Below are 14,567 nucleotides of genomic sequence, written 5' to 3' on the forward strand. Positions count from 1 at the left end.
ATCAGCCTTTATTAGGTAAGAACTCGATCATTAATTTATCATCAGATATTTGCAATTCACCCTTCAATTCATCGACCAAATTGGTGATCAGAGAAATAGCGCCTGAAGACAGTGAATAAGATTCACTAAACAATATGTTGAATTGCATTTTTTGATTGATCTTAACAAGTACAATTCCAATATTCTTAGTTGATGCGCTTAATTCACTTAGTATCTTTTGTAGAATAATTCCTAAAAGCAGTGCATTTTCATGAAAGATTAATTCATCTTCAAAATTATTTTCAATGTTATTGAATCCAGAAGATTGAATGAATGTCGCTATTAGTTTCTCCAGGTAAGGCTTAATTTCTACTTGCTTATAGTCCTTGGTGTGATATAATGGATCATGGGCGCGAGCAATTGTATGAATGCTACTAGTTATTTCAGAAAGCCCATTTTTGACCTCAGGTTTTCCATGTGTCTCAAGTTCAATTAAACTGTTGATAAGCAATAAGTTGTTTTTTACTCTGTGATGCACCAAGCGTAATAATTCTGTTTTTTCGTTTAGATTTTGTGCAATTTCTTCTTTATAGGTTTGTTGGTTCTTTAATTCGACTTGAATACGATGTAGATTTTTTTTGGTAATACTAGAAAATGTGTAGGTCACGAAAATATGAATGATTGTAATCGTCTGAACAACCACTAAATCCACCCACCTGACGGCAGGGACATTTCTAGAAGGATAGAATCCAAATTTTTCTCCAAAAACGATATATGCTAAGCAAAGAATCACAGTAATAGTAGTGATAAGTACTCCACGTACATTCATAACTAAACTAGAGAACAAGACTATTATCGGCAAGACCATAATGCCTGTTTCATGAACACCATTACCTAAGGTACAACTGAGGGTTGTCGATGCGATTAGAATAAAGATGAGGATAACCATTGAAAGATTGACCATCCCTTTATTAAGTGCAATGAAAGAAGCAAGACAAAAAAGAGGAACGGAAAGAATGGAAAGCGCAATTTGTCTTAATCCCAAGGAGAAATTAACTGCTGCTAGTATTACTGCAACTAGTGGGATGATGTATAAAAAAGTACGAAGTAGGTTGCTTACTTCTTTTCTTGAGTAGCTATCCAAGCTATCATCATATGGTAGCCATTTAGAATTCATTCAACAGATTTCATTTTAAATTCTAGAGTTAATTCATCGGATGCTTTTTCTAATTTTCCCTTTAATTGTTGAGTAAGTAAATCAACGATCAAACCACGATTAGTATAGTTTGAAATATTAAATCCACTTAGCTTAAGTTTTATCTGTGAATCTTTATGTGAAAGTCCTATGGTTAGATGATCAGGCTTATGTTCATCAATCTCTAATAATAATTCCAGTAAGAATATTCCATAATATATGGCTTGATCCAAACTAACAATACAAGGGGTTGTTGAAGTATTCAATTGAAGTATTGGAGCTTCAATAGTTACTTCAAATTTTGGTAATAGCATTCGTGTAAAATCAGCCAGATCAAGCCGAAGGTGCTCTTGTTCTTTTAACAACGTTTCATGAGCGGTTTCAATCACCATTATTTTTCTTTCAAGGCTATTGTAAATGGTGACTAATTCCCGGTTGTTATTTGCTTGATTCTCGATCAGATGACGGATATGGTTAAGGCTGTTTATAACAGCTCTATGAATTTCTCCGATGATATCTTCTTTTTCATCAATCTCTTTGATCAGCTTTTCAGCTTCCTTTTTGCTGGTTTCTACTTCGTCATTTGCTTGCTTTAATGAATCTTTCATGTTATTTGTTAAACTGAAAGCAACAAATCCTCCCAGAATAATTAATAAACTAGATATGATGAAGTCGCCCGTATCACCCGGCGGAACAGGAATTGGCTCGAACATATTAAGCCGGTCGCCAAGAACCAACCAGGCTAGGCCAGCAATACTTAATCCCGAAGCTAATATCAGTTGTCTCTGGTCGAGTACAATGCTTGAAAAACCAATAATTACAGGGAATCCTATAAGTCCTATGTCATGTATACCATTCCCAAATGAGCATACTGCTGTAAGTAGTATCGTAAAGAAGGTGATAATCATCATTACGGACCTTCTTAAATTACCCTTTATGAAAATGTGTCTAGTGATCAGGGAAAAAGCAATTCCTGAGCCAATAAGAAAAGCCATATCATAATCACGTTGTAATAGTTGTCTTGTAAATACAACCAAGAGGAATATAGGCAGGAGGATAAACCCAATGTTGATTACGCTGGCAATGCTAGCGTATTCACTTTTGACATATTGACTTGGAGTGTGATCGAAAACTTTCACATCAGGTGTTTGGTTTTTAAAACTACTTGAAAAATCTGATGTGCTTATTTTTAGGCTATATTAACCACTCATCCAATTCTCATAACTTTCTTTTTTCTATCTCGTAACTAACCGCAACGAAAACCGATCTATGAAAACCCATGCCTTTTTAAGTACTGTTCTAATAGTACTTACTCTCACTTCATTTGCGCAAACTTTTCAAAAGTATCAACCAGGTGAAATTCGCCAGCGCTTGGAGAAACTAAATGTTTTGGGTTCAGTGCTCTATGTTGCTGCACATCCAGATGATGAGAACACTAGACTTATAGCGTATTACGCTAATGAGGAATTGATGCGAACCGCATACTTATCAGCCACGCGCGGGGATGGTGGGCAAAACTTAATAGGTCCTGAAATAAGGGAAGAATTGGGTTTGATTAGAACACAAGAGCTCTTGGCTGCTAGGAGTATTGATGGTGGCCAACAGTTTTTTTCAAGAGCAAACGATTTTGGTTATTCTAAAAATCCGGATGAGACCTTTACCATTTGGGACAGAGATAAGGTGCTTGCTGATTTTGTTTGGACGTTCAGGAAATTTCGTCCAGACGTAATCATTACTCGTTTTGATTCAGAGGGAAGATCTCATGGTCACCATACGGCTAGCGCTATTTTGGCCAGAGAAGCATTTAAACTAAGTGGTGACGAAAAAGCGTACCCAGAGCAACTTGCTTATGTAGAGCCATGGCAACCGAAGAAAATATTTTGGAACACAGGCTGGTGGTGGTTTCGAAATGGAGAGATGGATACAACTCAGCTAAAGAAACTGAATGTTGGGCAATACAATCCTTTACTTGGAGAATCTTATACTGAAATAGCAGCACGAAGTAGAAGTATGCACAAGTGTCAGGGATTTGGCTCGTCAGGTTCTAGAGGCGACCAAATGGAGTATTTGTTCCAATGGGGCGGAGAGGAAACGGATACACCATTTGATAATATAGATACTTCATGGGAGCGAGTAAAAGGTTCAAAGGAAGTAGCTTTTTATATCAACAAGGCCATTGCTCAATATGATGAAAGAAATCCAAGCACCATTGTAGCGCCATTGATGGGTGCGAAAGAAGCACTTAATAAAATCGATGACCCATTTTGGAAAGAGGTAAAGCTGAAAGAAATCGATGAACTAATTGTGGCGGCCACAGGACTTTATGTTTCTCTTAGATCTAATGAACCAAATTTTTCAGTTGGAGATTCTATTTCCATTTCCTTAGAAGCAGTCAACAGGAGTGATGTAAACATGTCACTGGAAAGGATAAAGTTTTCATCCTGGTCTAACCCCATTCAGCTTACTGCACCTTTACCAAATAACAAGCCTTTCAACTCAGAAATGAATTTTCAGATCCCGGAAGGGATACCATACAGCCATCCTTATTGGTTGAGAGAGCATGGGGAATTAGGTATGTATACCGTCAATGATCAGGAGATGATTGGCAAACCTGAAAACGATCCTGCTATAACTGCTGCTGTTACTATCATGATTGGTGAGGAAAAAATTGACCTATCAGTTCCAGTTTTATTTAAGCGAACTGATCCTGTAGAAGGTGAGATTTCGGAACCATTAACTATTGGGCCTCCAGTTATGGTCAATATTGCCTCCGGAGTTTTGGTTTTTGGAGATAGTCAACCGAAATCAGTAGATGTAAGGGTTATAGCAGGCAAGAAAAATATTGAAGGCAATGTTTCACTTGAAGCCCCAGAAGGTTGGAAGATTGTACCAGCTGAGTATGCATTTAGCTTAGATCAAAAAGGGCAAGAACAAATATTCACCTTCACATTAACTCCACCAACGGAGGCATCTGAAGGTGAAGTTTTAGCGGTTGCATCAATCGGTGGAAAGACCTATCAAAAGGGAAGGACAGTCATTGATTATGATCATATTCCAAAGCAAACTCTATTTCCAAATGCGAGTGTAAAGGTTGTCAAGATAGACCTTAAGAAAAAAGGTAATCTTATTGGGTACATTGATGGTGCTGGTGATGCAATACCTCAGAACCTTGCTCAGATAGGTTATAAGGTGGAGACACTCTCAAAAGATGATGTGGAAGCCGATAAACTCCGAAAATATGATGCGATTATTCTTGGAGTGAGGGCATTTAATACCGTAGACTGGCTATCATATAAAAATACGGATCTATTCGAATACGTGAAACAAGGGGGCAATCTTATCATTCAATATAATACCAGCCACCGACTGGTGACTCAGGAAATTGCACCATATGATTTAAAGCTTTCAAGGGATCGAGTGGCTGTGGAGCAAGCACCTGTTGAAATCATCGCATTTGATCATCCAGTCATGAATGGACCGAACCGCATTACTGATAAAGATTTTGAGAATTGGGTGCAGGAACGCGGATTATACTTTCCTGGAGAGTGGTCTGATGACTTTACACCAATCTTAAAAAGTAATGACCCTGGAGAGAGTCCAAAAGCCGGAGGGTTGCTCGTCGCTAAGTACGGTGAGGGATACTATGTATACTCAGGGTACAGTTGGTTTAGAGAATTGCCAGCAGGAGTACCCGGAGCATACAGAATTTTTGTAAACTTGATATCCTTAGGTAAATGACAGAATTGATCTCTGAAAAAAACATAGACAAACCACCATTTTTCAAAAAATGGAGATTCCTCTACTTATTTGTAGCTGGCTGGCTAGCTGTTTTAATTATTTTGTTTCATCTTTTTAGCTCCTCATATTAAAATATGAACACCCTTGATTTGATTGTGCTGTTTGGCACTCTACTTTTTATTGTGTCCTATGGCGTTTATAAAACGAGAGGTCAAAAAGACATTGAAGGTTATTTACTAGGAGGTCATTCCATGAAATGGGGTACCATTGGATTGTCCGTCATGGCAACCCAAGCGAGTGCTATCACATTTATTTCAACACCCGGTCAGGCGTATGAAAGTGGGATGGGCTTTGTTCAAAACTACTTTGGATTACCCATTGCACTAATTGTTGTTTCTGCGGTCTTTATACCAATATTTTATCGACTAAATGTTTACACAGCGTATGAATTCTTGGAGAAGCGCTTTGATTTGAAAACACGTTACTTAGGTGCCACACTGTTTCTTATCCAAAGGGGATTGGCAGCCGGTATTACCATATATGCACCGGCGATTATTATTTCTTCGATCCTTCATTGGGACTTAACAACAACCATTCTAGGCACTGGAATATTGGTAATTATTTATACCGTATCTGGCGGGACGAAAGCCGTTTCTATTACTCAAAAGCAACAAATGTTCGTGATTATGGCGGGTATGTTTGCTGCCTTTTTTGTGATAATCAATTACATCAATGACTTTACCAGCTTTGGTGGAGCACTTGAAATTGCGGGTAATCTTGGTAAGCTGGAAGCAGTAAACTTCAGTACCGATGCGGGTGAACGATATACGATTTGGTCAGGTCTTATAGGGGGATTCTTTCTGGCGCTTTCCTATTTCGGGACCGATCAGTCTCAGGTTCAAAGGTATTTGGGAGGATCTAGTGCGGCTGAAAGTAGAATGGGTTTGATGTTTAATGCCATTTTGAAGATCCCCATGCAGTTCTTCATTTTGTTTGTAGGAGTGATGGTATATGTGTTTTTTATCTTCTATACACCTCCAATTCACTTTAAAGAAGCTTCCGTAGAAATCGTTCAAAATTCTGAATATGCTGAAGATTTTAATCGTCTAAATACTCAATATGGAGAAGTGCTCAAGGAGCGTCGAATTGCTGCGGAAGGCTTGGCTCAAAGCTCAATCTCCGACGCTGAAAGAGAGCAGTTATCTACTGCATTACTCAATGCGGACACCAAATCGGTCAAGCTGAGAGAGCAGGCCAAGGAAGTGATATTAAAAGCCGATGAAACCCTTGAGACCAAGGATTCAGATTACGTCTTCCTTACATTCATCATTACCTACTTGCCTCATGGACTAATTGGACTTTTAATTGCAGTTATATTCTCAGCGGCTATGTCCTCTACTTCCTCAGAACTGAATGCACTTGCCTCTACTACTCAGGTAGATTTTTATAAGCGGGCGATAAAGAAAGACGGGTCTGATTATCATTATCTGAATACCTCAAAGTTGATGACTTTTGGCTGGGGTGTATTGGCTATTCTCTTTGCGATTTTGGCTAAGAACTCAGAGAACCTAATTGAGGCAGTTAACATAGTTGGCTCAATCTTTTACGGCACTGTCCTTGGAATCTTTCTTGTGGCCTTCTTCCTTAAATGGGTGAAAGGTAATGCTGTTTTTATTTCAGCTATTATCGCTCAAACAGCCGTCATAATTATTCATTTTATGACTGAATTAGGAATATTCTCTTTGAGTTACCTTCTTTATAATGTTATTGGATGTGTAGGTACAATGCTTCTAAGTATTCTATTGCAGGCAATTATTGGTAACAAAAAAAGCGTGAGCTAGGCCCACGCTTTTCAATCTTACTTGGATAATAATTACTTCAAAGAAGCAATTAAGTCTTCGTTTCTTTTGATGTATCCAAAGTCACCTTGCTCAAAAGCTTTTGCTTTAGCCATTGAATCTTGAGCAGTAGCGATAGCCTCTTTTTTCTTACCCATTTTAGCTAAGATCTGAGCTTTGGTATGTACATGCCAAAATTGACCAGAGTTTTCTCCCATAGATAAATACTTGTTCATCCACTCTAACGCTTTTTCCAAATCTTCACCTGAATTCAGGTAATAGTTTGCTGCAGCTACATAATTCTGTGGATTTACTTGAGTCTTGCCAGCAATGTCTTTCATTACGGTTTCGTGGAAGTCCACAGTAATTGGCACTTTCCATGAAGTATTTGCCCAGGCAAAGTGAATATTCGCAGAAGTATTGTCAGCGCTTATGTCTGAAATTTGGAAAGTCATTCTTTCTACTGAATTAGCCAACTTCATTGGTTTCACAGTAGCTTTTGCAACTACTTTTTCTTCATTGAAGTTGTTCATATTTCCCCCGATCATTTCAGAGTGTAACATCACCTGCCACTCATCAGCACCTGGAATAGACACGATTTGATACTCTCCAGCTTTCACATCTTGTCCTGCAACTTTTACATCCGAACTAAATGATATAACTGTTCCAGCGTTAGCTCCTGTTCTCCATACCGTTCCGAATTGCTCCAAAAATCCATCACCAGTACCGAAAATCTGTCTTCCTTTTACTCCTGGTCTAAAATATTCGATCTTCACATCTGTTAGTCCTACAGTAGAGCTGACAGATCCTGCCGGACTTGGCTGAGGTGTGTTGATTTGTGCAGTAGCACCAAACGTGACTAGCACGCATAGTGAAATTAGATTTGTGATTCGTTTCATTTGTTAAAAGGTTTTTATGGTTTTCGAAATTAATACATCCATTTACGAAAAACTCCCAAGATCGTTTTACTTGAGAGAGGATGTCGTGCAAATAGCAATGGATTTGTTGGGTAAGGTACTGGTAACTCAGGTGAATGGAGTTATCACGGCTGGAAAAATTGTGGAAACTGAAGCTTACTGTGGAAGAGGGGATAAGGCCTGCCATGCCAACGGTAAACGAACACCTAGAACCGAAGTGATGTACGGAGAAGGTGGACATGCCTATGTTTATTTATGCTATGGCATTCACCACCTTTTTAATGTTGTCACAAACAAGGAAGGACAGGCTGATGCAGTGTTGGTCAGAGCACTGGAACCAATTGAAGGAATAGATGTGATGACCGAGCGAAGGAAAAACACACATGCAAAGCTAGCTTCAGGGCCAGGAACACTATCTCAAGCGATGGGTATTCATGTGAAAATGACTGGATTAGATCTTTTGTCGGATCAGATCTGGATTGGCACAAATGGAAAAGATGAAAGTATTAATATTTTGTCTGATGCTCGCATTGGCGTAGAATATGCCGAAGAGGATGCTTTAAAACCATGGCGCTTTATCATTGCAGAAAATAAGTTTGTTAGCAAGGGGGTAAAAGAAAAAAGTCCGGCTAACCATACCGGACTCTAAATAATTCACTAGCTATTTAGCTTTGTCACCAACTAACCAATAGAGAAACTTTACAAGTACAATAATATATACGAATATTTATATTATCAAATAATAATCACAAAAAAATTAAATTAATTAATTGAAAAGTTCAATAACTACATTCTTAGTCTTCTTAAACCTTATTTCCAGTGCCCAAATTGCTTTCGAAGGAAATGGCGAACCAGTTGATTCATTAAACACTCATTATGGGCAGAATTATCTGGTGCTTGATCCGGTTTCTGAAAGAATGGCCTTCACTCAAGATCGGAGTGGTCTATCGGATTCATTCATGGATGCTGAAACTATCAATGGGCGAGGAGTCATTTTATTTACCGATTGGCTGGATACGCCTGGCATGGTAAGCCCTATTGGATTTTCCGAGGGGTGGATTTATTTCAATAAAGTGATTCGTGAGTTAGGGGTTTATAGAGGAGGCATTTTTCGAACAAGATCTGCTACCATGCAGCCCGAGCGTGTAGATATCCCATTCTTTAAAAATAAAGCCCCTGTTCAAAGTGGTCACATTTCAAAAGATGGGAAATACATGATTATAAGTATGGAGTCTAATCATACCTATGGTGTGGAGGATCTCTATGTAATTGAGCGTAAATATGATGGGAGTTGGGAGAAAGCAAAGAATCTAGGATCGCAATTGAATACGAAGTTTCAGGAAGTAACACCTTTCCTGGCGGAGGATAACAAAACCCTATTTTTTGCTTCAAACAGACCTGGAGGTCAAGGTAGTTTTGACCTATATTATACAGTGCGACAGGACAATAGCTGGAGAAACTGGAGCGCGCCAATCAATTTGGGATCGCAGATCAATACTACAGGTGCGGAAACGTCATTTGTCTACAATGATGGAGATAAGTGGGCCTACTATGTCAGTTCGCAGGATAGTGATGCATATGGTGATATAATGAAGATCAGTTTTAAGGAGCAAATTGAGGAGGATACAACTGAAATAGCATCGACACCAATTGTAGAAGTTAAGCTGGAAGAAAATGATAAAATCCTTTTAAAAGTAATAGATGCAAAGACAGAGCAAGTGTTACCAGCAGAGTTGATAAATGGAAATGAACGTCGAATTGGTGCCAATGGGATTTTTGAAATAGACTCCCTCTCAGGTGATGAGATTGAGATCAAGTCAATGGGATATCTTCCTAAAGTTATTTTGCTTGATGATCAGTTAAAACCGGGAGAGAACCCTATCGCACTATCTTCGATTGCTAAAGGAAGTGTGATCACGTTGGATCATGTTCTTTTTCATCGGGGTACATCTGATATGGTGGATGCATCTAAGAAGGAACTCAACCTGGTGGTTGAAGTAATGAATGACAACCCGGACATAAAAATTCTACTAAAAGGCCATACCGATAACACGGGAGATCCGGTGAAAAATATTCAGCTTTCGGAGGCACGTGTAAAAACGGTGAAAGAATACATTATTTCACAAGGGATAAGTGCTTACAGAGTTAGTGGGAAGGGGTATGGTGGAAATCAACCAATAGCTAGTAACGAAACAGAGGAAACGCGCAAGCTCAATCGGAGAGTAGAATTTGAAGTGGTAGAGGATTAAGTTTTCACAAAGGCTACTTTTTCAATCCCAACATCGGTCATCCATTTTTTTGTCAATGTAAATCCATGTCTTTCATATAGTTTGATTGCCGGATCATTTTTAGCTCCAGTTTCTACAGTGTACATATTTGAGCTTGATTGCTCAAACAAGTGGGAAAGAAGCTTACTAGCTATGCCCTTTCTAAAGAAATCCGGGTGAACAACAAGACTCTGAATGTGTGTTTGTTCTCTATCATTTTTAATTTCTATGACTCCTGCAATAGCTTCTTCAACTAAGTAGACATAAAAATCTGTAGTAGCTTCAGTATATGCCTCCAGTGGCCTTTTAAGTGGGGGGAAGTTTTCTTCTACATCAAGAAGTTTTGCTTCAATTGCATATGATGCCTGAAAGACATTTCGAATCTTAATTGCTAGATTTTGATTTTTATGATTCAGTTTTTTGATCATTGTTCAGACACTCCTGTATGAAACAAGGCATCCCCACGATTAACCACCGGATTGTTGTTGATACTAAGGATATGACAATCGTGTGTTGCTTTTATTTTTTTCTCATATTCTCCATAGGGGTCCGAGATTACACCCATCACGTCCCCTTTTTTTACAAAGGATCCATTTCTGGCCTGAGCATAGTGCAACCCTGCTCTGCTGGCGCGGGTCCATGATGATTTAACGATGATTGTCGATTGCTTAGTTGGCTTTGGTGCATCAGCAATCATACCCAGATGTTTCATTACTCGCTGCATTCCAGCAAGTCCTTCATCAATGGCCGGTTTTCTCAGTTTCAATGATTCAGCGGCCTCATAAACTAAGATGCTTTTTTCCCTTTTACCAGCCTCTTTCCGAAGTGACTTGTCTCGAAAAGGCGAGTTGATGATAAATGGAGATGCAAACGCATTGGCCAATGCTTGATTTTTAGGGTCGTCCAGCATTGCCCGTACCTGTGGGTAGTTATTGATTTGTTTGCCTCCGGTATGGAAGTCAATACCATAATCAACGTGTGGCAGGACTTCATCGGTAAGAAAAAATGCAAACTGGCTTGCCAGAGAACCATTTTTATTGCCAGGAAATGATCGATTGACGTCTTTTCCATCTGGGACTTCTCTGCTAAAGTTGATAAATCCAAAGACATTAAATACTGGAATCATTATCACACGTCCTGCTTCGACTTTGTAGAACTTATTGGTAATGATCCTCCGCATGATTTCGACCCCATTGATCTCATCTCCATGCATGCCGGCCATTAAAAGTAACGTTGGTCCATCATTTTTTGATTGATAAGACAAAATAGGGATTTCAATAACAGTTCCTGATGGCAGGCGAGCGGTCGGGATATTCTGACGATGCAGCTTTTCCAGCTTTAGGTTAAAATCCATGTTCTTATTTGGTTAGGCTAAAAGTAGTCAAAGATGCATTCATTATATTGCCGGATCAACGCAATTTGCTATGCTGAACGATAAGAAAACCATTAGGGCCTGGTGTATGTACGACTGGGCTAATTCTGTTTATTCATTAACGATTACATCAGCTATTTTCCCTATTTACTATCAAGCGGTTGCTGTCAATGCCAATGGAGGAGATAAGGTGAGTTTCTTTGGTACAGAAGTGGTGAATTCTGTTCTATATTCATATGCTCTTTCAGCTTCTTTTTTACTGGTAGCGATAATACTTCCGATACTTTCGGGCATAGCAGATTATGCAGGTAAGAAAAAATTCTTCCTTAAGATGTTTATGCTCATAGGCTCATTTTCATGTATTGGGCTCTTCTTCTTTACTGGAAAGAATATCGAGTGGGGGATTCTTTGTTCGGTTATGGCAAGTGTCGGTTATTCAGGTAGCCTGGTGTTTTACGATGCATTTTTGAATGAAATAGTTACTGAAGATAAGCGCGATATCGTGAGTGCGAAAGGGTACTCGTATGGATATCTAGGAAGTGTAATCCTTCTGGTTTTAAACCTGGTGGTCATTGAAATGCCCAATACGTTTGGGCTTGCTGATGCCGGAATAGCATCTCGTGTAGCATTTCTTACTGTTGGGGTATGGTGGATTGGTTTTTCACTGTATGCTATTTCTAAACTCCCGGAAAATCCACATGGAAGAAAACCTGAAGGTCATTATTTAACCAATGGCTATCGTGAGCTAAGAAATGTGTGGGGTCAGTTAAAGGACATGGATGGGATGCGAAAATATTTACTTGCCTTCTTCTTTTATAACATGGGTGTCCAGACAGTGATGTATTTGGCTGCAACATTTGGATCTAAAGAATTGAAAATGGAAGCTTCGAAACTGATTATGACTGTTTTACTTATTCAGTTTGTGGCCATTGCAGGATCCTATTTGTTTGCATTCTTATCTAAGAAAAGGGGCAATATCAAGTCATTATTAGTGATGATTGTCATTTGGATCATTTGCTGCCTCTATGCCTATTTTGTCAATCAGGAAATTGAGTTTTTTGCATTGGCGGCTGTTGTTGGCCTTGTCATGGGCGGAATACAATCGCTCTCCAGGGCTACTTTCTCTAAGATTATGCCTCCTGATACGGTAGATACTGCTTCGTTTTTTAGCTTTTATGATGTGACTTATAATCTTTCTATCGTCTTTGGAACCTTTGTTTACGGGTATATAGAACAAGTCACTGGCAGTATGAGGAACAGCACGCTTGCGCTCGCCTCCTTCTTTATTATCGGAATCATTTTCTTATCTCAAGTGAAGCTGAAAAATGCAACCACTCAAACTGCCTGAGTTTGATTATCAAATAGAGAATAACAAAATACTCTGTCTGATTAGAAAAAAATGGATTACGCTTATCCCTGAAGAGTGGGTTAGGCAACACTTCATTAATCTACTTATAACCCATCTTGCGTATCCTAAAGGTCTCTTTAAGCTGGAACAGACCATGAGCTATTTCAAAAATCAAAAACGATCCGACATTGTTGTTCTAGATCGGGACGGGAAGGTCTTTTTATTAGTTGAATGCAAAGCTCCATCCATAAGATTAGATCAAAAAGTTCTGGGCCAGGTTTCCGCTTACAATAAAGTTCTTGATGCGAGGTATCTCGCGATTACTAATGGAATGAACCATTTTATCTGGGAAAAAATGGAAGAAGGATTTAATCAAATCAGAGAGTTCCCCAATTTCAATTGATCATATTGAGAGGTATTATTAAGGTAGATCATATCAAATAACCTATCAAAACTGCCTGTTTCTCGTTACATTTGTATTGATCTGCTGAAGCTTTGAAATACAAACCACCCACCAAATTCAAAGCAGATGAAATGCGCATGATTACCAGTTTATTAAAATTGGAGATTGTTGTACATGCGAATTCCATGTGTGCCGTTGAAAATTAATCAATTGACGCATGAAAACTTTATTTGATCGTATTCCAGGTTTTTTTAAAAACTTTTATTTTTTGGCCATCACATTCTTTTTGGTATGGTTAGCTTTTATTGATAGCAACGATTTGTTTTTGCAGGCCCAACTATCCAGCAAGAAAGCTGATTTAGAAGAAGCCCGTGAATTTTATCAGGAGAAGATTTTACAAGTCAAAAATGATCAGGCAGCTCTTAATAATAACCCTGATTTACTGGAAAAAATAGCTCGTGAGAAGTATCTCATGAAAAAGCCAAACGAAGATCTTTATATTGTCGTAAATAAGGATTGATGAGATCATTTCTAATAATTGTAAGTTTTTTCTGGATGGTTACCGCATTTAGTCAGGGTAATCTTTCAGATAAGATTTACTACGGAGGAGGAGGTGGATTTAGTGCCAGTTCGAATCAGGTTAATATAAGCGTTTCACCCTTTCTGGGATATAAGGTTACCGAGAGGTATTCAGCCGGGTTTGGTATAGTTTATCAATATGTGAAAATTAATCAACCTGTAAATTCTTCATTATCAAATATTGGGTGGAGTGTATTTAATAGATTCAATATTACTCGTCAATTCTTTGGATATGCAGAGTTTGAACGAATGAGGTTTGAGTATTTTACTTCCTTTACTCCAGAGCAAACAGAAAAGTCTACATATAATAGTTTGTTAATTGGAGCTGGTTACTCAGAGCAGCTATCAGGAAGAGCTACATTTAGTATTATGGCATTGTACAATGTGCTTTATGATGAAGCTGATCCACTAAGGCCTTATAATAGCCCATGGATAATCAGAGCCGGCGTTGGAATCGGTATATTTTAATTAGGATTTAATTCAAACTTCATTCCTAGAAGTTTACCATAGTCCTTACCCATCTCAAGCATTTCTAAGTCTTCCTTATCATAGAGCCAATGAATATTTATAGGCGACTCACAGTCTTTGATTGTCTTAAGAACTTCGATTAGAAATTTGGCTGCTTTTATGTTGAAGACTTTTAACTGAATATTCAAATCGTTGTAATTTGAATTTTGTAATTGTTTACTAATATCCAGAATTAATTGCTGATGAAATGACCAATCATTGCTAAGTGCAACACCTTTAATTAAGGCAGACTTAGAGTTGGAATCCATAATAATAGCAGGTGTGGTTCGGGTGGCTTTTAAGAAATAATCCATTCAAAAGAGTGTTAGGGTGTAAATGGTTTAACTCTTACTCCTAATTCTAGTTCTAAGGATTAGTTGAGTTATGAAGTGCTGTCGGTGAAACGCTACAATTTTTCGGTGAG

14 protein-coding genes are annotated in these 14,567 nt (G+C 38.5%); 8 read left to right on the forward strand and 6 right to left on the reverse strand.

All coding sequences use genetic code 11. The annotated features are described in order from the left end of the window. Nucleotide 1: 1 nt before the first annotated feature. Both ACOMC3_RS03055 and ACOMC3_RS03060 read right to left on the reverse strand, forming a co-directional pair. Nucleotides 2-1,156, reverse strand: a complete 1,155-nt coding sequence (locus tag ACOMC3_RS03055; protein ID WP_420318054.1) for a histidine kinase dimerization/phosphoacceptor domain -containing protein — start codon at nucleotides 1,154-1,156, stop codon at nucleotides 2-4. Continuing rightward, nucleotides 1,153-2,313 carry a hypothetical protein gene (locus ACOMC3_RS03060; protein ID WP_420318055.1) on the reverse strand — a complete coding sequence of 387 codons (1,161 nt, stop codon included), beginning with the start codon at nucleotides 2,311-2,313 and terminating at the stop codon, nucleotides 1,153-1,155. The genes ACOMC3_RS03055 and ACOMC3_RS03060 overlap by 4 nt, the downstream gene beginning before the upstream one ends. Before the next feature lie 130 nt (nucleotides 2,314-2,443). Here ACOMC3_RS03060 and ACOMC3_RS03065 point away from each other — a divergent pair, with 130 nt between their 5' ends. Then, nucleotides 2,444-4,912: a PIG-L family deacetylase gene (locus ACOMC3_RS03065; RefSeq protein ID WP_420318056.1), complete on the forward strand. Its 2,469-nt coding sequence runs from the start codon at nucleotides 2,444-2,446 to the stop codon at nucleotides 4,910-4,912. 134 nt (nucleotides 4,913-5,046) lie between these two features. Beyond that, complete coding sequence (locus tag ACOMC3_RS03070) at nucleotides 5,047-6,753, forward strand: sodium:solute symporter (RefSeq protein ID WP_420318057.1); 1,707 nt, start codon at nucleotides 5,047-5,049, stop codon at nucleotides 6,751-6,753. Between the two features lie 32 nt (nucleotides 6,754-6,785). On the opposite strand, the gene ACOMC3_RS03075 is transcribed toward ACOMC3_RS03070, so the two are convergent. Further along, complete coding sequence (locus ACOMC3_RS03075; RefSeq protein ID WP_420318058.1) at nucleotides 6,786-7,649, reverse strand: DUF2911 domain-containing protein; 864 nt, start codon at nucleotides 7,647-7,649, stop codon at nucleotides 6,786-6,788. A 16-nt stretch (nucleotides 7,650-7,665) separates the two neighbouring features. Between ACOMC3_RS03075 and ACOMC3_RS03080 the strand changes: the two genes are divergently transcribed. Further along, a complete protein-coding gene (locus tag ACOMC3_RS03080; protein ID WP_420318059.1) occupies nucleotides 7,666-8,316 on the forward strand; it encodes a DNA-3-methyladenine glycosylase in 651 nt (216 codons plus the stop codon). Between the two features lie 121 nt (nucleotides 8,317-8,437). Beyond that, on the forward strand, nucleotides 8,438-9,916 hold the full coding sequence (locus tag ACOMC3_RS03085; protein WP_420318060.1) for an OmpA family protein: 1,479 nt from the start codon (nucleotides 8,438-8,440) through the stop codon (nucleotides 9,914-9,916). Here the strand turns inward: ACOMC3_RS03085 and ACOMC3_RS03090 are convergent. Together ACOMC3_RS03090 and ACOMC3_RS03095 are read right to left on the reverse strand one after the other, a co-directional pair. Then, on the reverse strand, nucleotides 9,913-10,362 hold the full coding sequence (locus ACOMC3_RS03090) for a GNAT family N-acetyltransferase (RefSeq protein WP_420318061.1): 450 nt from the start codon (nucleotides 10,360-10,362) through the stop codon (nucleotides 9,913-9,915). The genes ACOMC3_RS03085 and ACOMC3_RS03090 overlap by 4 nt on opposite strands. Continuing rightward, nucleotides 10,359-11,288: a succinylglutamate desuccinylase/aspartoacylase family protein gene (locus ACOMC3_RS03095; RefSeq protein ID WP_420318062.1), complete on the reverse strand. Its 930-nt coding sequence runs from the start codon at nucleotides 11,286-11,288 to the stop codon at nucleotides 10,359-10,361. The genes ACOMC3_RS03090 and ACOMC3_RS03095 overlap by 4 nt, the downstream gene beginning before the upstream one ends. Before the next feature lie 70 nt (nucleotides 11,289-11,358). On the opposite strand from ACOMC3_RS03095, the gene ACOMC3_RS03100 reads away from it, so the two are divergent. The 4 genes from ACOMC3_RS03100 (at nucleotide 11,359) to ACOMC3_RS03115 (ending at nucleotide 14,104) form a co-directional block, all read left to right on the forward strand. After that, a complete protein-coding gene (locus ACOMC3_RS03100) occupies nucleotides 11,359-12,654 on the forward strand; it encodes an MFS transporter (RefSeq protein ID WP_420318063.1) in 1,296 nt (431 codons plus the stop codon). Further along, entirely contained in the window at nucleotides 12,632-13,057 is a 426-nt protein-coding gene (locus ACOMC3_RS03105) for a type I restriction enzyme HsdR N-terminal domain-containing protein (RefSeq protein WP_420318064.1), read from the forward strand. Before ACOMC3_RS03100 ends, ACOMC3_RS03105 begins: the two co-directional genes overlap by 23 nt. 217 nt (nucleotides 13,058-13,274) lie before the next feature. Continuing rightward, complete coding sequence (locus ACOMC3_RS03110; RefSeq protein ID WP_420318065.1) at nucleotides 13,275-13,577, forward strand: FtsB family cell division protein; 303 nt, start codon at nucleotides 13,275-13,277, stop codon at nucleotides 13,575-13,577. Beyond that, nucleotides 13,577-14,104: a hypothetical protein gene (locus ACOMC3_RS03115; RefSeq protein WP_420318066.1), complete on the forward strand. Its 528-nt coding sequence runs from the start codon at nucleotides 13,577-13,579 to the stop codon at nucleotides 14,102-14,104. Before ACOMC3_RS03110 ends, ACOMC3_RS03115 begins: the two co-directional genes overlap by 1 nt. Here ACOMC3_RS03115 and ACOMC3_RS03120 read toward each other — a convergent pair. Further along, nucleotides 14,101-14,457, reverse strand: coding sequence for a SiaC family regulatory phosphoprotein (locus tag ACOMC3_RS03120; protein WP_420318067.1), 357 nt, complete (start codon nucleotides 14,455-14,457; stop codon nucleotides 14,101-14,103). The two genes, ACOMC3_RS03115 and ACOMC3_RS03120, sit on opposite strands and share 4 nt — an antisense overlap. Nucleotides 14,458-14,567: the final 110 nt, after the last annotated feature.

The organism is Ekhidna sp., assembly GCF_965212185.1.
Classification (GTDB): Bacteria; Bacteroidota; Bacteroidia; order Cytophagales; family Cyclobacteriaceae; genus Ekhidna.

Coding starts and splice junctions, on each gene's coding strand:
- ACOMC3_RS03055 (WP_420318054.1), bottom strand. CDS start 1,156: ATGAATTCTAAATGGCTACCATATGATGATAGCTTGGATAGCTACTCA.
- ACOMC3_RS03090 (WP_420318061.1), bottom strand. CDS start 10,362: ATGATCAAAAAACTGAATCATAAAAATCAAAATCTAGCAATTAAGATT.
- ACOMC3_RS03105 (WP_420318064.1), top strand. CDS start 12,632: ATGCAACCACTCAAACTGCCTGAGTTTGATTATCAAATAGAGAATAAC.
- ACOMC3_RS03095 (WP_420318062.1), bottom strand. CDS start 11,288: ATGGATTTTAACCTAAAGCTGGAAAAGCTGCATCGTCAGAATATCCCG.
- ACOMC3_RS03080 (WP_420318059.1), top strand. CDS start 7,666: ATGGTTTTCGAAATTAATACATCCATTTACGAAAAACTCCCAAGATCG.
- ACOMC3_RS03075 (WP_420318058.1), bottom strand. CDS start 7,649: ATGAAACGAATCACAAATCTAATTTCACTATGCGTGCTAGTCACGTTT.
- ACOMC3_RS03115 (WP_420318066.1), top strand. CDS start 13,577: ATGAGATCATTTCTAATAATTGTAAGTTTTTTCTGGATGGTTACCGCA.
- ACOMC3_RS03110 (WP_420318065.1), top strand. CDS start 13,275: ATGAAAACTTTATTTGATCGTATTCCAGGTTTTTTTAAAAACTTTTAT.
- ACOMC3_RS03120 (WP_420318067.1), bottom strand. CDS start 14,457: ATGGATTATTTCTTAAAAGCCACCCGAACCACACCTGCTATTATTATG.
- ACOMC3_RS03070 (WP_420318057.1), top strand. CDS start 5,047: ATGAACACCCTTGATTTGATTGTGCTGTTTGGCACTCTACTTTTTATT.
- ACOMC3_RS03100 (WP_420318063.1), top strand. CDS start 11,359: ATGCTGAACGATAAGAAAACCATTAGGGCCTGGTGTATGTACGACTGG.
- ACOMC3_RS03065 (WP_420318056.1), top strand. CDS start 2,444: ATGAAAACCCATGCCTTTTTAAGTACTGTTCTAATAGTACTTACTCTC.